This is a genomic window from Streptomyces pratensis, assembly GCF_016804005.1.
Taxonomy (GTDB): Bacteria; Actinomycetota; Actinomycetes; order Streptomycetales; family Streptomycetaceae; genus Streptomyces; species Streptomyces pratensis_A.
Genome location: NZ_CP051486.1, coordinates 2,798,066 through 2,819,786 on the forward strand (window position 1 = coordinate 2,798,066; position 21,721 = coordinate 2,819,786).

Below are 21,721 nucleotides of genomic sequence, written 5' to 3' on the forward strand. Positions count from 1 at the left end.
GCAGCGCTGCGGGGCGCAGGACAAGACCGGTGTCGCTGACGCACGATGAGGGAGAGAATGGGCGCGCCGAACGACCCGAGGGACGAGACCTGGGGTCCCGGGGGCAGAACGCACACCGACGACACGATGCCGCTGCGACTCCCGTCCGACGGCACGGAGTCGCAGCGTCTCCCGTCCGAAGCCACGAGGTCTCTTCGTCTCCCGGCCGACGCCCCCGTGACGTCCAGCGCGCCTGCCGACGACACGGTGCGTCTTCGCCTCCCGGCCGGCGGTCTGCACGCGGGCGGGCCCTTCACCCCGGGTGACGCCGGTCCGAAGCACGACGCAGAGGGCTCGGGCCGCCCGGCGGAACCGGACGGGAGCGCCCGGCCGGCCGGCCCCGACGAAGGTGCCCGGTCGAAGGCGGCCGGGCCTTCGGGACTGCTCAAGTCCAGTGCGGTCATGGCCGCGGGCACCATCGTCTCCCGTGTCACCGGCTTCCTCCGCACCCTGGTCATGGCGGCTGCGATCGGTGTCGGCACGCTCAACGACTCGTACCAGGTCGCCAACGTCCTGCCCACGATGATCTACGTGCTGGTGGGCGGCGGAGCGCTCAACGCGGTCTTCGTCCCCCAACTCGTGCGGGCCATGAAGAAGGACGACGACGGGGGCGAGGCCTACGCCAACCGTCTGCTCACGCTGGTGATGGCCGCACTGGCGGGCGTCACCGTCGTGTGCGTGCTCGCCGCCCCGCAGCTGGTGCACATGATGTCGCCCGACATCGCCTCCGACCCGCAGCGCATGGCGGTGACCGTGGCTTTCGCCCGGTACTGTCTGCCCACGCTGTTCTTCATGGGCGCCCATGTGGTGCTCGGGCAGATCCTCAACGCCCGTGGGCGGTTCGGGGCGATGATGTGGACCCCGGTTCTCAACAACCTCGTGATCATCGCCTCCTTCGGAGGTTTCGTCTGGGCCTTCGGCGGCTTCACGGCATCGGGCGTCGGCCCCTCGACCATCACCCCCGAAGGAGTACGGCTCCTGGGGCTCGGCACCCTGCTGGGGCTGGCCGTGCAGGCGCTCGCCATGCTCCCGTACCTGCGCGACGCGGGCTTCCGGCTGCGTCCACGGTTCGACTTCAGAGGCCATGGCCTCGGCAAGGCCATGGGCCTGGCCAAGTGGACGCTGCTCTTCGTGCTCGTCAACCAGCTCGGCATGATCGTCGTGACCCAGCTCGCCACCGAGGCCGGCTCCCTCGCCGAGGACGCCGGGTACACGGGCTCGGGGATCACGGCCTACAACTACGCCCTGCTGCTGTGGCAGATGCCGCAGGCCATCATCACCGTCTCGGTGATGACCGCCGTACTTCCCCGGATCTCCCGCTCGGCCCAGGACGACGACACGGCGGCGATACGGGACGACATCTCGTACGGTCTGAGGACCTCGGCCGTGGCCATCGTGCCGTGCGCGTTCGCGTTCGTCGCCCTCGGCGTCCCCATCGCCACACTGCTGTACGCGGGCTCGGGAGCCGAGGGCGCGCGCGGCATCGGGTTCGTCCTGATGGCCTTCGGCCTGGGGCTCATCCCCTACTCCGTCCAGTACGTGGTCCTGCGTGGTTTCTACGCCTACGAGGACACCCGCACGCCCTTCTACAACACCGTGGTCGTCGCTCTGGTCAACGCGGGCGGATCCGCCCTGTGTTTCGTCGCTCTCAGCCCGCGATGGGCCGTCGCCGGAATGGCCGCCTCGTACGGCCTGGCCTACGCGGTCGGGTTCGGCATCGCCTGGCGCCGGCTCCGCAGGCGTCTCGGGGGTGACCTGGACGGCCGCCGCGTCCTGCGCACCTACACACGTCTGGTCGTGGCGGGTGTTCCCGCCGCACTGGCCGGCGGCGGAGTCGCGTACGTGGTGACCGGTGCCCTCGGCAGCAGCGCCGCCGGCTCGCTGGCAGCCCTGGTGGCAGGGGGCATCGTCCTGCTCGGCGTCTTCGTCGCCATCGCCCACCTCCTGCGGGTGCCCGAACTCAGTGCTCTGACCGGGATGGTGCGGGGACGTCTCGGCCGCTGAGGTCGACGCCGGCCGAGGCGTGGCCCTCGCTCCGCGACCGCCGGGCCGGGCCGCCACGGGACGCGGAGAGGGAGCCTGTACCTCCTCCCCGTTCCGTGACCTCGGTGTTTTCGGCTGAGTGCAACGGCGTGGCCCGCCCGTGCCCGCGTCGGCGATGCTCATGCCCAACGCGGCGTGCGGGGCACAGATCCTGCCGAGTGCAGGGAAGTCCGCCCCGCGCCGACGATCATCGAGACGGGGAATTCACATGGACTTTCACGGAAAGCGTTCACGGACGGTCGCGGCCGTCATGGGTGGCGCCATGGTGGCCACGCTGGGGCTGGCGGCATCTCCCGCCTCGGCGAAGATCTCCGACGGGTGGGTGCGGGGGTACGACAGGTTCTCCGACGACTGGGACGACGAGGGAGACCTCGGGCGGCTGGAGGCCGAGCCCAACTCCAACGCCACGTGCCTGTTGCAGCGCATCCTCTGGGCGGAAGGGGCGTACGCCACCGATTACGACAACGAGCGCTTCACCGAGGGCGACATCGACGGGTACTTCGGCTGGCGCACCTTCTACTCCCTCAGGGACGTGCAGAAGGGGCTGGCGGTCACCCCGGACGGCATCGCCGGCGGGACGACCCTCGGCTTGCTCAACAAGCACATGTACCAGACCGGGGGTTCGACCGCTCGCGGCAAGACGCTCTACCTGACGTACCAGGGCAAGAGGCACAGCTTCGACCTGAGCCGCAACTCCGAGGGGAAGTACGTCTTCCCCGACGGCAACGGCGACTCGCGCCAGGCAGGGTACAAATACCTCACCTGCGGCTGACGCGCTGCCGCGCGACTGCCGTCAGGCACGCGGAACGGCCTGGCGAGGCCGCGTGAGTCACCCGGGTCCTGAAGACCGGAGTGGCCGCGCGGCCATGTCGCGTCGTGCCGTCGGCACCTAAGCCGGAGGCCGCACCCACGGAGCGAAGCGCTGACCGGGGTCCGTGTCTTCCCGCCAGTACCTGAGAACGGTCCCGTGCACGACCTCGAGCCGCTCCGCGGCGACGAGGCAGGAGACGGGCTCCAGGCCGCCCGCGTCCGCTTCGAAGGCGACGAGGACCAGCGGTTCCTCACCGAGCTGACGCGCGACTCGGGCCAGTTCTTCGCCCGTCGGCACCCGGAAGACCGGATCGTGGAACATCGCCGGGCAGCTGACGAACAGGGGGTCCCCGAAGGCCAGCTCCAGGCCATGGTGGTAGGTGAGGTCGTATCCGGCGGCCAGGCGGAACTGACCGGCATCCCAGGTGAGGACCTCCCAGTCCCACCAGGAGCCCTCGGGAAGCTCGATGCGCGCGTGCCGGGATCCGCTGCCCACCCTCAGCTCCTCACGTCGTCCGAACAGATGATCAGGCCGCACATCGACCCGGCCGGCCCGCTGTGCCGTTCCGTCGCGGCCATGCGCATCAGAAGTGTCGTATAGCTCGTCGGCGGTGGTGTGCCCGGTACGGGGCGATGCCGGTCGAGGCCCGGTCGCCGCCCGGCCTGGGCGGTGCGCTGCGACACGCCTCGGCGAATCGCGCACGACCACACCGAAGGCTCCCTGGGTGTCAGTCCGCTGTCAGGATCTCCAGGCCGAGAGCCTCGACCTGCTCGACAACCGGGTCGTGGCGGGCGGCGTCGGTGATCAGTCCGCTGACCTTCTCCCATGGCAGGACGCGGTACCGCGAAGCCGTGCCGATCTTCTCCGAGGAGGCGAGGACGTAGGTCTCCGCGGCCCGCTCGGACAAGGCGCGCTTCATCGCGGCCTCCTCGGAGTCCGCGGTGGTCAGTCCCGCCTCGGGGTGCACCCCGGTGACACCGAGCAGACAGAGGTCGGCGGAGACGTTCCGGGCCGCCTCGACCGCCGCGGCACCGCAGGCCACCGCCGAGTGCTTGAAGATCCGGCCCCCGAGGAGGAAGAGCTCCGCCTGCGGATGGTCCAGCAGGGCCGAGGCGACCGTCGGACTGTGGGTGATCACCGTGCAGGAAAGATCCTGCGGGAGCGCGCGGGCGACGGCGAGCGCGGTGGTTCCTCCGTCGAGGATCAGCGCACCGCCCGGCCGCACCAGCCCGGCGGCCACCGAGGCGACCTTCTGCTTGCCGTCCGGGGTGACGGCCTGCCGGGCGGCGTAGCCGACCACCGCGGGCGACACGGGCAGCGCACCGCCGTAGACCCGCTGGCACAGTCCCTCGGCGGCGAGATCGCGCAGATCGCGCCGCACGCTGTCCTCGGAGATTCCCAGTCCGGTGGCGACGTCCTTGGCGACGATCTTGCCCTCGCGGGCGAGCAGACCGAGCAGGTGGTCGCGCCGTTCAGCGGCTAGCATGCACACTCTCTCCTGTTCTTGCACGTTTATGCGTGTACGGTAGCGCACATGAACGACAAGCCCAAGCTCATCCTGATAGCAGGCCCCTACCGATCCGGCACGGACGGTGACCCGCAGGCCATGGCGGCCAACCTCGCCCGCCTCGAAGCCGCCGCCTGGCCGGTCTTCGCCGCCGGCCACCTCCCCGTCATCGGGGAATGGATCGCCCTGCCCGTCCTGCACTCCGTCGGCGCGGGCCCCGCCGACCCCCTCGCCGACCAGGTGCTCTACCCGACCGCCGACCGCCTGCTCGCCCACTGCGACGCCGTGCTGCGCCTGCCGGGGGACTCTGCCGGGGCCGACCAGGACGTGGCGACCGCCCGTGGGCGCGGCCTGCCCGTCTATCACGACGTGACCGAGATCCCCCCGTATTCCCCGCAGGAGGCCGCGTGACAGGCCGCCCCGGCGTCGATGTCCCCGACCACCGGGGCCGCAGCGGTCTGGACCAGGCGGGCCGCGGCCTCGACCGCAACCCCGATGTGGTGGTCCGCGACGTCGAGCTCACTTCGCAGGGCTGGCACGTCCTGAGGCGGACCACCTTCGACTACCGACGCCGCGACGGGCGCTGGGACACCCAGCAGCGCGAGACCTACGACCGCGGCGACGGCGCGGTGGTCCTGCCCTACGACACCGGACGCGGTCGGGTCCTGCTCACCCGTCAGTTCCGGTATCCGGCCTACGTCAACGGCCACCCCGACGGCATGCTCATCGAGGCTGCCGCCGGGCTGCTCGACGCGGACGACCCGGCCGCAGCCGTCCGGCGCGAGAGCGCCGAGGAGCTCGGCGTCACCCTCGGCCCGCTCACCCGCGTCCTCGACGCCTACATGAGCCCAGGTTCCGTCACCGAGCGCCTGCACTTCTTCGCCGCCCCCTACACCCCGGCCGACCTGACGGGGACCGGCGGGGGACTGGAGGAGGAAGGTGAGGACATCGAGGTCGTCGAGCTGCCGTTCGCCGAGGCCCTCGCCATGACCCGTGACGGGCGCATCACCGACGGCAAGACCATCCTTCTCCTGCAATGGGCGGCCCTGGGTGGTCCCTTCGCCCCTGCGGCGAAGGTCGGTTGACGACGCCGGCCCGCGGACGTCCGGCGCCGTCCGCGGGCGAGGCGGTCAGCCGTTCGTGGTGAAGCGGGCCCGCCGCAGGTCGCGGAGCAACGCGATCTCGGCCATGTGGTGGATGAATTCGAGGTTGGTCCCGGCCAGCACGTCGAGGAACGGGTCGTCGGGGTCGGAACCGTACGGGTACTGCGAGAAGCCGACGGTGTCGAGCTGCTCGTCCGTGACAGTGGCGACGCTGTCGCGCCAGCGGTCGACCAGTGCCCAGAACCGGTCGAGGGCCAAGGTGGCGGAGGGGGTGAAGTCGACCAGCAGATTCGGATCCTGACTGCGCCCGCCGAAGGTCCACTCCCACTGACCGGCGAAGCACGAGTGCAGGTGCTCCAGCCGCCAGGCGATGGTGGTGACCGGCGTCGCGTCGGGCTCCGGTGGACCGGTGTGCGCGAGGACCTCCTCGACCCGCCCCACGGTCACGCTCCAGTCCTCGGCGATCTTGGAAAGCGTCATGCCGTCGGCGGCCTGCCGTGCGACCTCGGCGTACTCGTTCGCCGGGATGTCCGGGGCGCCCTTGTCGAGCACCCACTCGCCCGGTCCGTACGCCCGGGGCGTCACGGCCTCGCCCCTGCGCCGTACCGACCAGCAACCGTCCACCGGCTCCCACAGGTACTCCTCGTCACCGAAACCCGCCAGCCGCACCTGGGCCATCTCCCTGGCCTGGTCGAACTGGCCGAGAAGCAGCCCCAGTCGGTCGGTTCGTGTGTCCTGGATCTCCATGACCGGCTTCCTTCGATTCGAATCCCGTACGTCACTGTGCTCAGGCGGAAGCTAACGGTTCACCTCGCGGGGCGCGACCGGTTTCGCCGCCCGTGCGGCGGTGCGGCGTCGCACGGGTGGGTGTGCGGATGGAAATGAACATGTTCAATAATGAGATGCGTGGCCGGCTGCGCCGCATTGCGGCCGACCGCACCCCAGGTGACATCTCGAGAGGACCACCACGATGAGACGTACCCGCTGTCGCCGTGCCGCCCGGATCGCGGCCGTCGCGTACGTGGCCGCGATGATGGCCGGCGGGCTCGTCGTGGGCGTCCTTGACGCCTCGCACACCGAGCAGTTGCTGTTCTGGCTGTCCCAGCCCGGCCTGAACGTCCTGTACGTCTTCGTCCTCATGCCGCTCACCGTGGTGCTCGGTGACGCGGGCGCCGCAGCGGACGCGGGCGGCGCCACCGGTCTCGTGCTCGCCTGCGGGCTGGGCGCGGCCGTGAACGTCCTGCTGCTGCGGACGGCCGTGTGCTTCGCCCGCATGGTCGCCGCCGACCTCCCCGCATGCCGGAAGCGCCGCACCCCGGTGCGGTGACCCGCGGGGTGCGGCGCTTCGTGACGGGTGGTCAGCCCAGCTGCTCGTACGCCGGCAGCGTCAGGAAGTCCGCGTAGTCCTGGTCCAGGGAGACCTGGAGCAGGAGGTCGTGGGCCTGCTGCCACTTGCCGGACTCGAAGGCCTCCTCGCCGATCTCCGCACGGATCACGGCCAGTTCCTCGGCGGCGACCTTGCGGGCCAGGTCCGCCGTGGCGTGTTCGCCGTTCTCGAAGACCACGTCCGCGTTGATCCACTGCCAGATCTGCGAGCGCGAGATCTCGGCGGTGGCCGCGTCCTCCATCAGGTTGAAGATGGCGACCGCGCCCATGCCCCGCAGCCAGGCCTCGATGTAGCGGATGCCGACCGCGACCGCGTTGCGCAGGCCGTCGTACGAGGGCTTCGCGTCCAGTGTGTCGATGGCGATCAGGTCGCCCGCCGCCACCGAGACGTCCTCGCGCAGTCGGTCCTTCTGGTTCGGCTTGTCGCCGAGGACCGCGTCGAAGGAGGCCATCGCGATCGGGACCAGGTCGGGGTGGGCCACCCACGAGCCGTCGAAGCCGTCGCCCGCCTCGCGGTCCTTGTCCGCCTTGACCTTCTCGAAGGCGACCTTGTTGACCTCGGCGTCGCGCCGCGAGGGGATGAACGCCGCCATGCCGCCGATGGCGTGCGCGCCGCGCTTGTGGCAGGTGCGGACCAGGAGTTCGGTGTACGCCCGCATGAACGGGGCGGTCATCGTGACCAGGTTGCGGTCCGGCAGGACGAACTTCGAGCCGCCGTCACGGAAGTTCTTCACGATGGAGAAGAGGTAGTCCCAGCGGCCCGCGTTGAGCCCGGAGGCGTGGTCGCGGAGCTCGTAGAGGATCTCCTCCATCTCGTACGCGGCGGTGATCGTCTCGATCAGGACGGTCGCGCGGACCGTGCCCTGCGGGATGCCGACGTAGTCCTGGGCGAAGACGAAGATCTCGTTCCAGAGGCGGGCCTCCAGGTACGACTCCGTCTTCGGCAGATAGAAGTACGGGCCCTTGCCGAGGTCGATCAGGCGTTGCGCGTTGTGGAAGAAGTAGAGACCGAAGTCGACCAGCGCGCCGGGCACCGGGGTGCCGTCGAGCTGGAGGTGGCGCTCGTCCAGGTGCCAGCCGCGCGGGCGCGTGACGACGGTCGCGAGCTCCTCGGCGGGCTTCAGGGCGTACGACTTGCCCGACTTCGGGTCGGTGAAGTCGATGTTCCGGGTGTACGCGTCGATCAGGTTGAGCTGGCCGGTGACGACGTTCTCCCACGTGGGAGCGGACGCGTCCTCGAAGTCGGCGAGCCAGACCTTGGCGCCCGAGTTCAGGGCGTTGATGGTCATCTTCCGGTCGGTCGGGCCCGTGATCTCCACCCGGCGGTCGTCCAGCGCGGCCGGGGCCGGGGCGACCTTCCAGGTGTCGTCCACGCGGACCGCTTCCGTCTCCGGCAGGAAGTCCAGCGTGGAGGTGCGGGCGATCTCGGCGCGGCGCTCGCCACGGCGGGCGAGCAGCTCGTCACGCCGGGGCGTGAACCGCCGGTGCAGCTCGGCCACGAACGCGAGGGCCGCATCGGTCAGGACCTCGTCCTGCCTGGGCAGGGGCTCGGCATCGACGATGGCCAGCGGGGACGGCGCTGGTGCGGACATGAGCTGTCACTCCTTCAGCGGGTGGTGCGGCGGCATCCCACGGCCGCCGGGTCGCCCGGGACGGCACGGGGTGCCAGGGCTCCGAGATACGGCCATGGGTACCGCCGAGGACCGGAAGCGGAACCATGGGCTTCTGATCAGTGGATATTAGTTTCCTCATGGTGGAAGTTCAATGGTTTGTTGATGTCGAGATTCTCCGGGTCGACAGACGTGCCCCCGTGGTGGCGCGGCGTGCCATCCCAGACACGTTCCGTTCACTCCAGGCGCGTCAGGTCCTCCACCGTGTCGATGTCGTGGGCCTGAGCCACATCGGAGCACTCGACGAGCGTGATCGCATCGCGATGCGCCCGCAGATACGCCCGCGCCCCCTGGTCGCCCACCGCGCCCGCCGCGACGTCCGCCCACAGGTCGGCCCCGAACAGCACGGGGTGGCCTCGCTCCCCGTCGTACGCGGCGGACGCCAGGGTCGTCCGGGAGCGGTATGCCGAGCGGACCCGGGCAACCGCCTCCGCCCCGATGCCCGGCTGGTCGACCAGGAACACGAGTGCGGCGTCCGCGTCCGAGCCGGCGAGGGCGTCCAGCCCGGCCCGGAGCGAGGAGCCCATCCCCTCCTCCCACGACGGGTTCACCGTCACCTCGCACGTGGAGAGATTCGCCAGGGCCCGAACCTCCTCCGCCGCCGCGCCCAGGACGACGTGGACGGGACCGCACCCGCCGTTGCGCAGCGCCCGCACCGCGTGCTCGACCAGCGGGCGGCCACGGTGTTCCAGCAGGGCCTTCGGCCGGCCGCCGAGGCGCCGGCCGCCACCGGCGGCGAGCAGTACTCCGGCGACCACGGGTGTCCGTTGTGTGTGAGCCATGGGCCTTGGATACCACTGCGTCGTGCGTACCGGAGGAAATGCTGTCACTCCTCAGGAGTACCCTCATTCCTTGTCCGCACAGTGGCGCACGCCCTCTTTTATGGCGTTGACTTGGCTGCGGTCCCAGGCAGTTGACCGCCGCCGGGGCCACGTCGGGACACCGGCACGACGACGTGCGAGGGGGAGTGCTTTGTTGCGAAGCGTGGGGCGGGAGCGGTTGACCGGGAGCGGCGAGGACCCGAGAGTGACGGAGCTGCGTACGGCGGTCTCCCGCCTCCGTCGCGAACTGGCCGGACATCCCGCAGATTTCCGGGACCGGGGCATCGCCGAGGACGAGCTGGCCGCGCTGGACAGCATGGCGGTCAGTGGCAGGCCCGAGATCCCCCGCCTGCGCCGTTCGCTGCTGCTGGTCGCGGGGGCGATCGGCTCGGTGAGCGCGCTGGCGCCCGGTCTGCGCGAGGTGCGGATCGCGGTCGACCTGTTCGGGGAGCCGCCGCGAGGGTGAGCGGCGGACCGGGCGCCGCAGGGGGAGCGCACGCACCGGGTCAGCGGGAGAGCAGGCGGCGTGCCGTCGCCGCTGGTGTGTGAGTCGACGCCCGGCTCGGCGTGGACGCGCACCAGGCGGGGAAGTGACCCCTGGCGCCGCAGGTCCGGCCCGACCGGCCCGTCGGGCGCGGGAGGGCCCGGTGTCAGCCCGTCGGGCGCCGGCGGGGCACGTCAGCCGGCCCGGCGTCAGCCCGTCGGGCCCGTGCTGCTCGCCAGTGCCTCGGAGAGCTCCTTCGCGATCTGCTGCAGGATCGGCACGATCCGCTCGGTCGCAGTCTCGGTGACCCGGCCCGCGGGCCCGGAGATGGAGATGGCGGCCGAGGTGGGGGAGTTCGGTACCGAGACCGCGAGGCAGCGGACCCCGATCTCCTGCTCGTTGTCGTCCACCGCGTAGCCCGCCCTCCGCACCTGTTCCAGTGCGTCGAGGAAGCCGTCCGGCGTGGTGATCGTCTTCTCGGTGGCCGCCGGCATGCCCGTACGGGCCAGGAGGGCCCGCACCTCGTCCGCCGGGGTGTGGGCGAGGAGGGCCTTGCCGACACCGGTGGAGTGGGGGAGCACCCGTCGCCCCACCTCGGTGAACATCCGCATCGAGTGCTTCGACGGCACCTGGGCGACGTACACGATCTCGTCCCCGTCGAGCAGTGCCATGTTGGCCGTCTCGCCGGTCTCCTCGACCAGCCGCTGGAGATACGGCCGCGCCCAGGTGCCCAGCAGCCGGGACGCGGACTCGCCGAGGCGGATCAGACGCGGACCCAGCGCGTAACGCCGGTTGGGCTGCTGGCGCACGTAACCGCACACGACCAGGGTGCGCATCAGCCGGTGGATGGTGGGGAGGGGGAGTCCGCTGCTCGCGGAGAGTTCGCTGAGCCCGACCTCGCCCCCGGCATCCGCCATGCGCTCCAGGAGATCGAAGGCGCGCTCGAGGGACTGCACGCCGCCGCTGGGACCGGCGGGCTTGGAGTCGGATGTGCTGGCGTGGGACGGCGGCACGTCAACGGTCCTTTCGAAGCGGAGGCAAGGCAGCAGCCTACCGGGCCGTTCCCGATCGGCCCACTGCTCCCGGTGCGGCGTCCTTGCCGGTCAGGGCCTGTTTTGTCCTGGTGTCGGCGTTCCGGGCCGCGTTCGGCCCGAAGCACGGTGGTGCCACTCCTGGCCTATTCTACGTTCCGCCTGTCGAAAATGAACTTTTACTTCGTGGAAATATCCAATCAGTAGTGCCCATGGTCCACTGGTCGCCCCGAGAGGGGAAGCGGGGTCTTGACGGGCCGCTTCCCCGAGTGAAGACTCCTTCAACAAATCGTTGAATCTGCGTGAGGAGCACAGGTGTCCGGTGTGGACATGAAGCTGGTACTCCGCTCGACGCGCGTCGTCACCCCGGAAGGCACCCGCGCTGCCGCGGTCCTCGTCGCCGGCGGGGAGATCGAGGCGGTCCTGCCGTACGACACCGAGGTGCCCGGTGGTGCTCAGGTCGAGGACCTCGGCGACGACGTCCTGCTGCCGGGCCTCGTCGACACCCACGTCCACGTGAACGATCCCGGCCGCACCGAGTGGGAAGGCTTCTGGACAGCCACCCGCGCCGCGGCGGCCGGTGGCATCACGACACTGCTCGACATGCCGCTCAACTCCCTCCCGCCGACCACCACGGTCGAGAACCTGAGCGTCAAGCAGCGGGTGGCCGCACCCAAGGCGCACATCGACACCGGCTTCTGGGGCGGCGCGATCCCGTCCAACACGAAGGACCTGCGCCCGCTGTACGAGGCAGGGGTCTTCGGCTTCAAGTGCTTCCTCTCACCCTCCGGCGTCGAGGAGTTCCCCGAGCTGGACCAGGAGCAGCTGGCCCGGTCCATGGCGGAGATCGCCGGTTTCGGCGGACTGCTGATCGTGCACGCCGAGGATCCGCACCACCTGGCCGAAGCCCCGCAGAGAAGCGGGGAGAGGTACGCCGACTTCCTGGCGTCCCGCCCGCGCGACGCCGAGAACGCCGCCATCGAGGGCCTCATCGCCCACGCCAGGCGGCTGGACGCCCGCGTCCACGTCCTGCACCTCTCCTCCAGTGACGCGCTGCCGCTGATCGCAGCCGCCAAGCGCGAGGGCGTACGCGTCACCGTCGAGTCGTGCCCGCACTTCCTCACGCTGACCGCCGAGGAGGTCCCGGACGGAGCGACGGAGTTCAAGTGCTGTCCGCCCATCCGGGAGGCGGCGAACCAGGACGCTCTCTGGGCCGGGCTCGCCGACGGCACCATCGACTGCATCGTCTCGGACCACTCGCCCTGCACCACGGACCTCAAGACCCCCGACTTCGCCTCCGCCTGGGGCGGGATCTCCTCGCTGCAGCTGGGCCTGCCCGCCATCTGGACCGAGGCACGCCGGCGAGGTCACACCCTCGACGACGTCGCCCGCTGGATGTCCGCGGCCCCCGCAGCCCTCGCCGGCCTCACGCGCAAGGGTGCCATCGAGGCCGGACGGGACGCGGACTTCGCGGTCCTCGCCCCCGACGAGACCTTCACCGTCGATCCGGCGGGGCTCTTCCACCGCAACCAGGTCACCGCCTACGCAGGCAGAACCCTGCACGGTGTCGTCAGGTCCACATGGCTGCGCGGCACGCGGATCGCGGCCGACGGCGTACTCGCCGAACCCACCGGCCGCCTCCTCGAAAGGAACCAGTGACCATGACGGCGACACCGCGCTTCACCGGCGACGCGAGCCCGTACGGGGGAGGCGACCCGTACGCCGACCACCGCACCGCCGACTTCCCCTTCACCCGTCTCGTGGACCTCGCCGACCGGCGCCTCGGCGGCGGCGTCATCGCGGCCAACGACGAGTTCTTCGCCGAGCGCGAGAACCTGCTGAAGCCGGAGCCCGCGGAATTCGACCCCGAGCGCTTCGGGCACAAGGGCAAGATCATGGACGGCTGGGAGACCCGTCGCCGGCGTGGTGCGAGCGCCGCCGAGCCGCACCCCACCGACGACGACCATGACTGGGCCCTCGTGCGTCTCGGTGCTCCCGGTGTGGTGCGCGGACTGATCGTGGACACCGCGCACTTCCGCGGCAACTACCCGCAGTCCGTCTCCGTCGAGGCGACCTCCCTGCCCGGCTCCCCGTCCCCCGAGGACCTCCTCGCCCCCGACGTGAAGTGGACGACCCTCGTGCCCCGCACGGCCGTCGGCGGGCACGCGGCCAACGGCTTCGCCGTCGACGCGCCGCAGCGCTTCACCCATCTGCGGCTCAACCAGCACCCCGACGGAGGCATAGCCCGCCTGCGTGTCCACGGCGAGGTCTCACCCGACCCGGCATGGCTGGCAGCCCTCGGCACGTTCGACCTGGTGGCCCTGGAGAACGGCGGCGAGGTCGAGGACGCCTCCGACCGCTTCTACTCCCCGGCGACCAACACCATCGCGCCGGGGCGCTCACGGAAGATGGACGACGGCTGGGAGACCCGCCGCCGGCGCGACAAGGGCAACGACTGGATCCGCTACCGGCTGGTCGAGCAGTCGGAGATCAGGGCCGTCGAGATCGACACGGCCTACCTCAAAGGCAACGCGGCGGGCTGGGCGACGATTTCGGTCAGTGACGGTGAGGGCGGCGAGCGTTCGGAGATCCTGCCCCGCACCCGGCTCCAGCCCGACACGAACCACCGCTTCGTCCTGCCCGAAGCCGTGCGCGGCACGCACGTCCGGATCGACATCTTCCCGGACGGCGGGATCTCCCGGCTGCGGCTCTTCGGCTCGCTGACCGAGGAGGGGGCGGCACGCCTGGCCGCGCGCCACGAGGAGCTCGGCGGGCGGTGACCTGAGGCCGGGGCCCGGCTGCGGGCTCGCTCGGTGGGCGCCAACCCTCGTTCCACGTACGGAATATGCGGTGGCGACGCGGCTCATGGCCGTACAGGGTGAGTCCATGACATGGACAGCGCCATCGATCGAGCGCACCGAGCAGCTGGGCAGCCTGGGTGGCGTGACCGAGCGTCGGATGCTGGAGGGCTGGCTCGGTTGGCACCGGGAGACGCTGCTGGCCAAGTGCGCCGGGCTCGAGCCCGCGCAACTGGCGCGGACGACCGTGGAACCGTCGCCTCTCACCCTCCTGGGGCTGGTCCGGCACATGGCGGAGATGGAGAGATGGTGGTTCCGGCGGAGTTTCGCGGGTGAGGCTGTCGGCGACGTCTTCACCGCCCCGGCGGACGGCGACGAAGGGTTCGCGGGGATCGACGCGGCCCACGCGGAGCGGGACTTCGGACTCTTCCGGGCCGAGACCGGAGCGTGCGACGCGGTGGCCGCAGGGAGAGGTCTCGACGAGACGTTCGTGTCCGCTCCCGGGGTCTCCCTCAGTCTGCGCTTCGTGTACGTGCTGATGATCCAGGAGTACGCCCGTCACAACGGCCACGCCGACTTCCTTCGCGAGCGGACCGACGGGGTGACGGGTGACTGAGTTCCCTCCACGGGGCGGCCCGGCCGCAGTGCGGGGGAAGCGCCGTCAGCGGGGAACGGGTCCACATGATCATGAAATTTCCGGGCTCGACGGTCACTGGGGGCGTGTGCCGGCCTGCGGGTGGGTGTGCCGGTTCGCGCCCGGCCTGTAGGGATATGGGACCCTGGTCGGGCCGTCGCCGCCCCGACCAGGAGTCGCCATGATCTTCATCGCCGTCAAGTTCACCGTGCGTACCGCCGAGCGGGACAACTGGCTGCCGGCCGTCGAGGACTTCACCCTCGCCACCCGTCAGGAGCCGGGGAACCTCTTCTTCGACTGGTCCTACAGCGTCGAGAACCCGGACCAGTTCGTCCTGCTCGAGGCGTTCGCCTCGCAGGAGGCGGGCGTGGCGCATGTGAACTCCGAGCACTTCAAGGCGGCGATCGACACCATGTCCGAGCTCGTCAGCGAGGTCCCGGAGATCATCAACGTCGAGGTCCCCGGGGACGACTGGTCCCGGATGTCGGAGGTCACCCCGCGCAACCGCTGACCGTCGTGTCGTCGCGGGGGACGGCCGCCGTCAGAACTCCTCGTGCGTATCGGGGTCCCCGCCGAAGCGGTGCGGCGGCCGGGCTCCGATACGGTCCAGCTCCTGCTGGGTCAGTTCGAACCCGAACAGGTCGAGATTCTCCTTCTGCCGCCCGGGATCCGCGGACTTCGGGATCGGCACCGCCCCGAGCTGGGTGTGCCACCGCAGTACGACCTGGCCCGGGGTCACTCCGTGGGCCTCGGCCGCGGATACCACCTCCGGGGTCTCCAGCACCTGACGCCCCCGGGCCAGCGGACTCCAGCTCTCCGTGACGATGCCCTTCGCGGTGTGCACCGCGCGCAGCTCCTCCTGGGGGAGCAGGGGGTGCATCTCGATCTGGTTCACCACGGGGAGCACGCCCGTCTCCCGCTCCAGCCGGTCCAGGTGCTCCGCCGTGAAGTTGGAGACGCCGATGTGGCGCACGAGGCCCTCCTCGCGGAGCTTGATCATCGCCTTCCACGTGTCGACGTACTTGTCCACCCGGGGCAGTGGCCAGTGGATGAGGTACAGGTCGACGTATTCCAGGCCCAGGTTGCTCCGGGACTCCTCGAAGGAGGCGAGCGTCTCCTCGTACCCCTGGTGGCGGCCCGGGACCTTGGTGGTGACGAAGACTTCCTGGCGCGGCACTCCGGAGCCGGCGATTCCGCGTCCGGTGCCGGTCTCGTTCCCGTAGTTCAGCGCGGTGTCCACGAGCCGGTAGCCGATGCGCAGCGCACCGGCGACAGCCTTCTCGGCCGCCTCGTCGTCGAGCGGCCAGGTGCCGAGTCCCACCGCGGGGACGGTGCTGCCGTCGTGGAGGTTGCGGTCCGGGGGCGGTGTCTGGCTCATGGTCTCCCATTTCGTTCGCGTACCGTCCCCGCCAGCGTAGGACGGGGCCTCGACGGCCGTCGTGCGGCGCGGCGGAGGGCCGTCGCCGGGCGCACCGATGGATCCGGGCCGAGAGTGGGGTCGTGACAGGTGGAGGCGCGACGGCTGCCGGGGCCCTATCCCGAGGCGGCTAGGCAGGATGGAGAAGGACCATGGCGAAGCTGACTCTCACCACCTTCGTGTCCCTCGACGGCGTGATGCAGGCGCCCGGAGGCCCCGAAGAGGACACGACCGGCGGTTTCGAGTACGGCGGATGGCTGGTCCCCTTCGCGGACGAGGGCATGGGGACCTTCATGGACGAGGTCTTCGACCGCGCGGGTGCCTTCCTCCTCGGACGGCGTACGTACGACATCTTCTCCGCCTACTGGCCCGAGGTCACCGATCCGCAGGACCTCATCGCCTCACGCCTCAACACCCTGCCCAAGCACGTCGTCTCGACCACCCTGACAGACCCGGCGTGGGAGAACACCACGGTGGTCCGGGGCGACGTGCCCGCCGAGGTCGCCAGGCTGAAGGAACGGACGGCGGAGGGTGAACTGCAGATCCACGGGAGCGGCACCCTGGCGCAGTCCCTCATGGCCCACGACCTGATCGACGAAGTCAACCTCCTCGTCCACCCGGTCCGCCTGGGCAGCGGCAGGCGGCTCTTCCCGGACGGAGGGCGGCCCACGGCCTTCGAGCTGCTCGGCGCCCGGACCACCGGGAGCGGCATCGTGATCAACACCTACCGGCCGGCGGGACGCGCGCGGTTCGGGACCTTCGAGCCCGGGGCATGACCGGGACGGTCCGCCCCGGAGGTCACCGCGCCTCCGGCGGTCTCCAGTGGGCGGAGCGCCCCAGGACCGCGAGGACGAGGGGAAGTGTGCCGGCCTCGGGACCCGTCGTGTTCTGCGGGGGGAGCGACGGGCGGAACGCGGAGTGGGGAGCGCGCCGTCCGGGACCGTCCGGTACGGCCAGCGCGATCGGCAGTGCCGCGCGCAGCACGGGTTCCGGCAGGCGGAGGGGGAGTCCGAGTGCGACTGCCACGTCCCAGGCATGCACCACGTGGTCGACGAAGTGGAACTCGACGGCCCGCTTGCCGGGCACCGTCCGCGTGCTGATCTCCGGCAGTGCGAACGGCCTGTCGAGCAGCCCGGGGGAGGCGAAGGCGTCCAGGAGCACCCCGGCGGCGGCCCGGTAGGCCCCGGCCGGGTCGTCCCCGGGATCCGCCGTCCGCCAGAAGGCGGCTTCCGCTCCCTCGCCACGGGCCGCCGCCGCGAACCCGTGGTGCTGCGCCGCCATGTGCGCGACCAGGTCCCGCAGATCCCACCGGTCACACGGGGTCGGCCGACACCAGTCGCCGGGGCGTGCGCGGTCCACGACGCGTACGGACTCCAGGACGGCGGCGCGGTCGAGCAGGACCATGTCCACGGGTGCCTCTCAGCTCCAGGGTTCCACACCGGTCAGGATCCGCTCCGCGTACGCCCACACCGGCGCCAGCAGCAGGGGGCCGGCCGCGGTTTCGCGACGGGCGTCCGGTCCGGACAGAGCGGCCGGTGTCGTCTCGCGCGTGAGCGACCGCATCGCTCCGCGCCCCCGGAACGCCCGTACGACGCGCGTGTGATCCGGCCGGGTGACGAAGCGCATCAGGGAAGCCTCATCGGTCCAGACGGTGACCGATCCCGACCGGTCGAGCCGGGGGCCGGTGTCCATCCAGAGGATGATGGCGACCGCTCCGGGCGTCGAAGGCCAGCCGCGTCGCAGCCGGAAGCCTTCGGCTGCGACGGCGGGCGTGCCCCACGGGCGGTGTGTGACGAATTCGGTGACGCTGACGACCACGGTCGAGCCGGGGCCGGTGCTGTGCGCGGCCGGACTCGTGCCCGGCCACCTGCCGACCATATAACTAAACGAACGAGCGTGCAGTTATTTCCGATCGGGGATCGCGGGCAGCGTGGAAGGGCCGGTGGCGGCGGCGTGCAGGCGCCCCAGGATGGCCCGCGCCGCCTTGGTGTAGCCGGGGTTGTTGTTGTGCAGCACGGACTCGGCGTTGGCCAGTTCCATGAAGGCGATGAGCTCGAAGGCCAGTTGTGAGACGTCCGTGTCCTCCGCCAGTTCCCCCCGCGCCCTCGCCTCCTCGACGGTCTCCTCCACGAAGGTGACCCAGCCGGTCTGGGTGGAGGCCAGCGCGTCGTGCACCTTGCCCTCCCTGGAGTCGAACTCCGCGATGGTCGCGTAGAAGAAACAACCGCCGCTGAACACCCGCCGCTGCGAGTACGAGAGCCAGCTCTCGCACATCCGCCATACGCGGCCCAGACCGGGCGGAACCGCCCTGGTCGGTGTCAGCACGTGTTCGACGAAGATGGCCACGGCGGCGCGCACGGTGGCGAGCTGGAGCTCCTCCTTGGAGCCGAAGAGGGCGAACACGCCGCTCTTGCTCAACTTCAGCTCCGTGGCCAGCCGGCCGAGCGACAAGCCCTCCAGTCCCTCGGTCGAGGCGACGTGGACAGCGCGCCCCAGCACCAGCTGCCTGGTCTGGTTCCCCCGCTCGACCCGTCCGTCCAGCCGCGCTCCACCCATGTGCCAACTCCGTGTGTCCGAGCGTCCCAAGACCGACATTCTAGGAGGAGCCGATCGGGTGGGTGACCGCTTCCGCCGGTGACGACCCCTGCGAACAGGTGGCCTAGTCACCCTGCGGACAGCGGTTCCCGAAAGGGCCGGCCGTTCGGTACGGTGACCGCTCCGCGTGTGAGCCGGCGAGGTCTCCACATCGTTCCTTCTGTGGAGAACCAGGAGAACCACGTGTCCTCTGCCGTCCTGCCCGCGCTCGCACCGCCCCGCCGCGCATGGGTCACCGATCTGCCGCTCCTGCTCGTCGCCGCCGTCTGGGGCGCCAGCTACCTGGCGGCCAAGGGCATCACCACGACGCACACGGTGATCGCCGTCCTCGTGCTCCGCTTCGCGATCGTGCTGCCCGCCCTGGCCGTCGCCGGGTGGCGCGGGCTGCGGGCGCTGAGCGGCCCTCAGTGGCGGGGCGCCGGCCTGCTGGGGCTCGTGCTCAGCGGGATCTTCCTGCTCGAGACGTACGGCGTCGTTCACACGTCGGCGACCAACGCGGGGCTCATCATCAGCCTCACGATGATCTTCACCCCACTGGCCGAGGCGGCGGTGACCCGGGTCCGCCCCCCGGCGGGTTTCCTCGCGGCGGCCGGCCTGTCGGTCGCCGGGGTGGTGCTGCTGACGCAGGGCGGCGGTTTCACCAGCCCCTCGGCAGGCGATCTCCTGATGCTGCTCGCGGCCCTCGCCCGCACGGTCCATGTGCTGGCCATGGCACGCATCAAAGCGGTCCAGGGCGCCGACTCGCTCTCCCTGACCACGGTGCAGCTCGGCAGCGCGGTCGCCGTCTTCGCCGTGCTGGCCGCCGTCCCCGGGACCGGGCCGGCGCCGTGGACGGTGGCGGCGGACTTCGGTGCGGCCGAGTGGGCGGGGCTGCTCTTCCTGTCCGTCTTCTGCACGCTGTTCGCCTTCTTCGTGCAGATGTGGTCGGTACGCCGTACCTCGCCGTCCCGGGTCAGCCTGCTGCTCGGTACGGAGCCGCTCTGGGCCGCCGCCGTCGGCATCGCCCTCGGGGGCGAGCGCCTGGGCGCACCGGGAGTGCTGGGCGCGGTGCTCGTCCTGACGGGCACCGCGTGGGGGCGTCGCCGCGCCGACGTCACGTCCTGACGGAGTCGGCCGCGATCATCACGGCACCTCCCGTCACGACCAGCACGATGTTGACGAACAGTCCGTAGCCGTCGAGGAAGTCGAGCTTCGCCACCACGGCCCACAGCCTGAACGAGCCCGTCCACTCGTGCAGCAGTCCCGCGGCGCCCTGCGCGAACACCACGAACCCGATCGTCTCCACGAATTTCTTCATGGCCCGAGCCTGGCGCGGACCGGCACGCGCTCGCGTCGGCCACCGGTCTGCGGGACGACGACGGAAGTCTCGGATCGTGCGACTTCGGTATCCCTCCTCCCGAGCCAGGCCCGGCAGCGCCTCCCAGCTGCGTAGATTCGTCGATATGACCCGCACGGAGTACCCATGGCTGCTGCCCTCGGCGCTGGCCGATCACGAGCCTCCCGGCCATCGGGGCAGACCGCCCCGGACCGTACGGGACTGGGTCGTCGACATCACCCTGTTCCTCTGCGCCGCCGCGTTCGGGACGGCCGCCCTCGCCGCGGTCGACGCCGACCACACCACCCCCGACGGTGTCGTCCTCGTCGACTCGGTGCTCGGGGCCGCCGGCTGCTGCGCCCTCTGGGTCCGGCGGCGGTGGCCCGTGACGGTCGCCGCGGTCCTCACCGTGCTGAGCGTCGTGGAACCGGTGGCGGCCGGCGCGATGCTGATCGCCCTGTTCAGCCTGGCGGTGCACCGCCCCTTCAAGCCGGTGGCCTTCGTCGGCGCGGCCGCCCTCGTCGTCGCCCCCCTGCAGCCGATGCTGCGCCCGGACCCCGAGACCTCCTTCGTCGCCTCCACCATCATCGGGGTGCTGCTGGTCCTCCTCATGCTCAGCTGGGGCATGGTCGTACGGTCGCGGCGGCAACTGGTCGTCACCCTGCGCGAACGCGCGCGCCGGGCCGAGGCCGAGGCCGCGCTCCGCGCCGAGCAGGCGCAGCGGCTCGCGCGGGAGGCCATCGCGCGCGAGATGCACGACGTCCTCGCCCACCGGCTGACCCTGCTGAGCGTCCACGCGGGCGCCCTGGAATTCCGGCCCGACGCGCCACCGGCCGAGGTCGGCAGAGCGGCCGGGGTCATCCGGGACAGCGCGCACGAGGCACTCCAGGACCTCCGCGAGATCATCGGCGTACTGCGCGCCCCCGGCGAGGGTGACGAGGGCAGCCGGCCGCAGCCCACCCTCGTCACCCTGGACGCCCTGATCGACGAGTCCCGCTCGGCAGGCATGGAGGTCACCCTGGACAACACCGTCGCCGACCCTGCCCAGGCGCCCGCGGCCACCGGGCGCACGGTCTACCGCATCGCACAGGAAGCACTGACCAATGCCCGCAAGCACGCACCCGGAGCTCCCGTCCGCGTCACCGTGGCAGGCGGACCGGGCGAAGGGCTGACCATCGAGGTCGGTAACCCCGCACCCACCGAGCCCTTCGAGCCGGTCCCCGGGTCCGGCCAAGGGCTGATCGGCCTCACCGAACGCGCGAACCTGGCGGGCGGCAGCCTGGAGCACGGGTCCAGGCGTGACGGCGGGTTCACGGTCCTGGCCCGGCTACCGTGGCCGGCATGAGCACTCCCAGATCTCCGGAGACACAGCCGGTCCGGCTGGCAGTCGTCGACGACGACCCGCTCGTGCGGGCCGGACTCACCCTGATGCTCGGGGGAGCCGACGGCATCGAACTCGTCGGAGAGGCCGCCGACGGCACCCAGGTCGCCGCCCTCGTCGACCGGACCGACCCGGACGTCGTGCTCATGGACATCCGGATGCCGGGCATGGACGGGCTGACGGCCACCCAGGCGCTCCGGCGCAGGCCCGGTGCCCCCGAAGTCATCGTCCTGACCACCTTCCACGCCGACGAGCAGGTGCTGCGTGCCATCCGTGCGGGAGCGGCGGGATTCGTCCTGAAGGACACCCCGCCCGCGCAGATCGTCGACGCGGTCCTGCGGGTCGCGGCCGGTGAGCCCGTCCTCTCGCCCGCGGTCACCCGCAGGCTCATGGCCCGCGCCGCAGGAGGCCCGGCGGAAGACGGCCGGGCCCGCAGGGCACGCGCCCGGCAGCGGTTCGCCGAGCTGGGGGAGCGCGAACAGGACGTGGCCTCGGCCGTCGGGCGGGGCAGCTCCAACGCGGAGATCGCCGCGGCGCTCCACCTGAGCGTGGCCACGGTGAAGACGCACGTGTCCCGGATCCTCGCCAGGCTGGGGCTCAACAACCGTGTCCAGATCGCCCTGTTGGTGCATGACGCCGGTCTCCTCCATGAGGACGAGGACGGGACGCGAGGCGCCACCTAGGCT

Annotated in this window: 25 protein-coding genes; 14 read left to right on the forward strand and 11 right to left on the reverse strand. The window is 71.1% G+C overall.

The window, feature by feature from the left end:
* Positions 1–57: 57 nt before the first annotated feature.
* Positions 58–2,043, forward strand: coding sequence for a murein biosynthesis integral membrane protein MurJ (gene murJ / locus HED23_RS12065; protein ID WP_238441927.1), 1,986 nt, complete (start codon positions 58–60; stop codon positions 2,041–2,043).
* A gap of 247 nt (positions 2,044–2,290) precedes the next feature.
* Positions 2,291–2,854, forward strand: a complete 564-nt coding sequence (locus HED23_RS12070; RefSeq protein WP_203183401.1) for a peptidoglycan-binding domain-containing protein — start codon at positions 2,291–2,293, stop codon at positions 2,852–2,854.
* A gap of 117 nt (positions 2,855–2,971) precedes the next feature.
* On the opposite strand, the gene HED23_RS12075 is transcribed toward HED23_RS12070, so the two are convergent.
* Together HED23_RS12075 and HED23_RS12080 are read right to left on the reverse strand one after the other, a co-directional pair.
* Positions 2,972–3,388 carry a hypothetical protein gene (locus HED23_RS12075; RefSeq protein ID WP_203183402.1) on the reverse strand — a complete coding sequence of 139 codons (417 nt, stop codon included), beginning with the start codon at positions 3,386–3,388 and terminating at the stop codon, positions 2,972–2,974.
* Positions 3,389–3,620: 232 nt separating this feature from the next.
* Positions 3,621–4,379 carry a DeoR/GlpR family DNA-binding transcription regulator gene (locus HED23_RS12080; RefSeq protein ID WP_203183403.1) on the reverse strand — a complete coding sequence of 253 codons (759 nt, stop codon included), beginning with the start codon at positions 4,377–4,379 and terminating at the stop codon, positions 3,621–3,623.
* Positions 4,380–4,427: 48 nt separating this feature from the next.
* On the opposite strand from HED23_RS12080, the gene HED23_RS12085 reads away from it, so the two are divergent.
* Together HED23_RS12085 and HED23_RS12090 are read left to right on the forward strand one after the other, a co-directional pair.
* Positions 4,428–4,811 carry a DUF4406 domain-containing protein gene (locus tag HED23_RS12085; protein WP_203183404.1) on the forward strand — a complete coding sequence of 128 codons (384 nt, stop codon included), beginning with the start codon at positions 4,428–4,430 and terminating at the stop codon, positions 4,809–4,811.
* The gene (locus HED23_RS12090; RefSeq protein ID WP_203183405.1) at positions 4,808–5,485 is read left to right on the forward strand and encodes an NUDIX domain-containing protein; all 678 of its coding nucleotides are present in this window, start codon (positions 4,808–4,810) and stop codon (positions 5,483–5,485) included. Before HED23_RS12085 ends, HED23_RS12090 begins: the two co-directional genes overlap by 4 nt.
* A 45-nt stretch (positions 5,486–5,530) precedes the next feature.
* Here the strand turns inward: HED23_RS12090 and HED23_RS12095 are convergent, their stop codons facing one another.
* On the reverse strand, positions 5,531–6,250 hold the full coding sequence (locus tag HED23_RS12095; protein WP_203183406.1) for a DinB family protein: 720 nt from the start codon (positions 6,248–6,250) through the stop codon (positions 5,531–5,533).
* 223 nt (positions 6,251–6,473) lie between these two features.
* On the opposite strand from HED23_RS12095, the gene HED23_RS12100 reads away from it, so the two are divergent.
* Positions 6,474–6,830 (forward strand): hypothetical protein, encoded by a 357-nt coding sequence (locus tag HED23_RS12100; protein WP_203183407.1) that lies wholly within the window; start codon positions 6,474–6,476, stop codon positions 6,828–6,830.
* 31 nt (positions 6,831–6,861) lie between these two features.
* On the opposite strand, the gene aceB is transcribed toward HED23_RS12100, so the two are convergent.
* Entirely contained in the window at positions 6,862–8,481 is a 1,620-nt protein-coding gene (gene aceB / locus HED23_RS12105) for a malate synthase A (protein ID WP_203183408.1), read from the reverse strand.
* Positions 8,482–8,735: 254 nt separating this feature from the next.
* Positions 8,736–9,341: a nucleotidyltransferase family protein gene (locus tag HED23_RS12110; protein WP_203183409.1), complete on the reverse strand. Its 606-nt coding sequence runs from the start codon at positions 9,339–9,341 to the stop codon at positions 8,736–8,738.
* A gap of 202 nt (positions 9,342–9,543) precedes the next feature.
* Here HED23_RS12110 and HED23_RS12115 point away from each other — a divergent pair, with 202 nt between their 5' ends.
* The gene (locus tag HED23_RS12115; protein ID WP_203187450.1) at positions 9,544–9,846 is read left to right on the forward strand and encodes a DUF5955 family protein; all 303 of its coding nucleotides are present in this window, start codon (positions 9,544–9,546) and stop codon (positions 9,844–9,846) included.
* A gap of 227 nt (positions 9,847–10,073) precedes the next feature.
* Here the strand turns inward: HED23_RS12115 and HED23_RS12120 are convergent, their stop codons facing one another.
* On the reverse strand, positions 10,074–10,877 hold the full coding sequence (locus HED23_RS12120; RefSeq protein WP_203183410.1) for an IclR family transcriptional regulator: 804 nt from the start codon (positions 10,875–10,877) through the stop codon (positions 10,074–10,076).
* A gap of 333 nt (positions 10,878–11,210) precedes the next feature.
* On the opposite strand from HED23_RS12120, the gene allB reads away from it, so the two are divergent.
* The 4 genes from allB (at position 11,211) to HED23_RS12140 (ending at position 14,838) form a co-directional block, all read left to right on the forward strand.
* Entirely contained in the window at positions 11,211–12,554 is a 1,344-nt protein-coding gene (gene allB / locus HED23_RS12125) for an allantoinase AllB (protein WP_203183411.1), read from the forward strand.
* A gap of 2 nt (positions 12,555–12,556) precedes the next feature.
* A complete protein-coding gene (gene alc / locus HED23_RS12130; RefSeq protein ID WP_203183412.1) occupies positions 12,557–13,675 on the forward strand; it encodes an allantoicase in 1,119 nt (372 codons plus the stop codon).
* A 106-nt stretch (positions 13,676–13,781) separates the two neighbouring features.
* Positions 13,782–14,309, forward strand: coding sequence for a DinB family protein (locus tag HED23_RS12135; protein ID WP_203183413.1), 528 nt, complete (start codon positions 13,782–13,784; stop codon positions 14,307–14,309).
* Between the two features lie 199 nt (positions 14,310–14,508).
* Positions 14,509–14,838: a putative quinol monooxygenase gene (locus tag HED23_RS12140; protein ID WP_203183414.1), complete on the forward strand. Its 330-nt coding sequence runs from the start codon at positions 14,509–14,511 to the stop codon at positions 14,836–14,838.
* Positions 14,839–14,868: 30 nt separating this feature from the next.
* On the opposite strand, the gene HED23_RS12145 is transcribed toward HED23_RS12140, so the two are convergent.
* Positions 14,869–15,705, reverse strand: coding sequence for an aldo/keto reductase (locus HED23_RS12145; protein WP_203183415.1), 837 nt, complete (start codon positions 15,703–15,705; stop codon positions 14,869–14,871).
* A gap of 191 nt (positions 15,706–15,896) precedes the next feature.
* Here HED23_RS12145 and HED23_RS12150 point away from each other — a divergent pair, with 191 nt between their 5' ends.
* Positions 15,897–16,520 (forward strand): dihydrofolate reductase family protein, encoded by a 624-nt coding sequence (locus HED23_RS12150; protein ID WP_203183416.1) that lies wholly within the window; start codon positions 15,897–15,899, stop codon positions 16,518–16,520.
* A gap of 22 nt (positions 16,521–16,542) precedes the next feature.
* Here the strand turns inward: HED23_RS12150 and HED23_RS12155 are convergent, their stop codons facing one another.
* Genes HED23_RS12155 through HED23_RS12165 form a run of 3 tightly spaced genes read right to left on the reverse strand, consistent with a single transcriptional unit; the run spans position 16,543 to position 18,300 of the window.
* Positions 16,543–17,148 carry a TIGR03086 family metal-binding protein gene (locus HED23_RS12155; RefSeq protein WP_203187451.1) on the reverse strand — a complete coding sequence of 202 codons (606 nt, stop codon included), beginning with the start codon at positions 17,146–17,148 and terminating at the stop codon, positions 16,543–16,545.
* A 15-nt stretch (positions 17,149–17,163) separates the two neighbouring features.
* A complete protein-coding gene (locus HED23_RS12160) occupies positions 17,164–17,622 on the reverse strand; it encodes a hypothetical protein (RefSeq protein WP_203183417.1) in 459 nt (152 codons plus the stop codon).
* 24 nt (positions 17,623–17,646) lie between these two features.
* On the reverse strand, positions 17,647–18,300 hold the full coding sequence (locus HED23_RS12165) for a TetR/AcrR family transcriptional regulator (RefSeq protein WP_203183418.1): 654 nt from the start codon (positions 18,298–18,300) through the stop codon (positions 17,647–17,649).
* A 222-nt stretch (positions 18,301–18,522) separates the two neighbouring features.
* Here HED23_RS12165 and HED23_RS12170 point away from each other — a divergent pair, with 222 nt between their 5' ends.
* Complete coding sequence (locus HED23_RS12170) at positions 18,523–19,443, forward strand: DMT family transporter (RefSeq protein WP_203183419.1); 921 nt, start codon at positions 18,523–18,525, stop codon at positions 19,441–19,443.
* On the opposite strand, the gene HED23_RS12175 is transcribed toward HED23_RS12170, so the two are convergent.
* Positions 19,433–19,636 (reverse strand): hypothetical protein, encoded by a 204-nt coding sequence (locus HED23_RS12175; RefSeq protein WP_203183420.1) that lies wholly within the window; start codon positions 19,634–19,636, stop codon positions 19,433–19,435. The two genes, HED23_RS12170 and HED23_RS12175, sit on opposite strands and share 11 nt — an antisense overlap.
* Before the next feature lie 145 nt (positions 19,637–19,781).
* Between HED23_RS12175 and HED23_RS12180 the strand changes: the two genes are divergently transcribed.
* Positions 19,782–20,999, forward strand: a complete 1,218-nt coding sequence (locus HED23_RS12180; RefSeq protein WP_203183421.1) for a sensor histidine kinase — start codon at positions 19,782–19,784, stop codon at positions 20,997–20,999.
* Positions 20,996–21,718 (forward strand): response regulator, encoded by a 723-nt coding sequence (locus HED23_RS12185; protein WP_203183422.1) that lies wholly within the window; start codon positions 20,996–20,998, stop codon positions 21,716–21,718. The genes HED23_RS12180 and HED23_RS12185 overlap by 4 nt, the downstream gene beginning before the upstream one ends.
* Positions 21,719–21,721 lie beyond the last annotated feature (3 nt).

What these genes read in the sequence shown, in the direction of transcription:
- murJ (WP_238441927.1), top strand. Translation starts at nt 58, where the DNA reads ATGGGCGCGCCGAACGACCCGAGGGACGAGACCTGGGGTCCCGGGGGC.
- HED23_RS12070 (WP_203183401.1), top strand. Translation starts at nt 2,291, where the DNA reads ATGGACTTTCACGGAAAGCGTTCACGGACGGTCGCGGCCGTCATGGGT.
- HED23_RS12080 (WP_203183403.1), bottom strand. Translation starts at nt 4,379, where the DNA reads ATGCTAGCCGCTGAACGGCGCGACCACCTGCTCGGTCTGCTCGCCCGC.
- HED23_RS12085 (WP_203183404.1), top strand. Translation starts at nt 4,428, where the DNA reads ATGAACGACAAGCCCAAGCTCATCCTGATAGCAGGCCCCTACCGATCC.
- HED23_RS12095 (WP_203183406.1), bottom strand. Translation starts at nt 6,250, where the DNA reads ATGGAGATCCAGGACACACGAACCGACCGACTGGGGCTGCTTCTCGGC.
- HED23_RS12100 (WP_203183407.1), top strand. Translation starts at nt 6,474, where the DNA reads ATGAGACGTACCCGCTGTCGCCGTGCCGCCCGGATCGCGGCCGTCGCG.
- aceB (WP_203183408.1), bottom strand. Translation starts at nt 8,481, where the DNA reads ATGTCCGCACCAGCGCCGTCCCCGCTGGCCATCGTCGATGCCGAGCCC.
- HED23_RS12110 (WP_203183409.1), bottom strand. Translation starts at nt 9,341, where the DNA reads ATGGCTCACACACAACGGACACCCGTGGTCGCCGGAGTACTGCTCGCC.
- alc (WP_203183412.1), top strand. Translation starts at nt 12,557, where the DNA reads ATGACGGCGACACCGCGCTTCACCGGCGACGCGAGCCCGTACGGGGGA.
- HED23_RS12135 (WP_203183413.1), top strand. Translation starts at nt 13,782, where the DNA reads ATGACATGGACAGCGCCATCGATCGAGCGCACCGAGCAGCTGGGCAGC.
- HED23_RS12140 (WP_203183414.1), top strand. Translation starts at nt 14,509, where the DNA reads ATGATCTTCATCGCCGTCAAGTTCACCGTGCGTACCGCCGAGCGGGAC.
- HED23_RS12145 (WP_203183415.1), bottom strand. Translation starts at nt 15,705, where the DNA reads ATGAGCCAGACACCGCCCCCGGACCGCAACCTCCACGACGGCAGCACC.
- HED23_RS12150 (WP_203183416.1), top strand. Translation starts at nt 15,897, where the DNA reads ATGGCGAAGCTGACTCTCACCACCTTCGTGTCCCTCGACGGCGTGATG.
- HED23_RS12155 (WP_203187451.1), bottom strand. Translation starts at nt 17,148, where the DNA reads ATGGTCCTGCTCGACCGCGCCGCCGTCCTGGAGTCCGTACGCGTCGTG.
- HED23_RS12160 (WP_203183417.1), bottom strand. Translation starts at nt 17,622, where the DNA reads ATGGTCGGCAGGTGGCCGGGCACGAGTCCGGCCGCGCACAGCACCGGC.
- HED23_RS12165 (WP_203183418.1), bottom strand. Translation starts at nt 18,300, where the DNA reads ATGGGTGGAGCGCGGCTGGACGGACGGGTCGAGCGGGGGAACCAGACC.
- HED23_RS12175 (WP_203183420.1), bottom strand. Translation starts at nt 19,636, where the DNA reads ATGAAGAAATTCGTGGAGACGATCGGGTTCGTGGTGTTCGCGCAGGGC.
- HED23_RS12180 (WP_203183421.1), top strand. Translation starts at nt 19,782, where the DNA reads ATGACCCGCACGGAGTACCCATGGCTGCTGCCCTCGGCGCTGGCCGAT.
- HED23_RS12185 (WP_203183422.1), top strand. Translation starts at nt 20,996, where the DNA reads ATGAGCACTCCCAGATCTCCGGAGACACAGCCGGTCCGGCTGGCAGTC.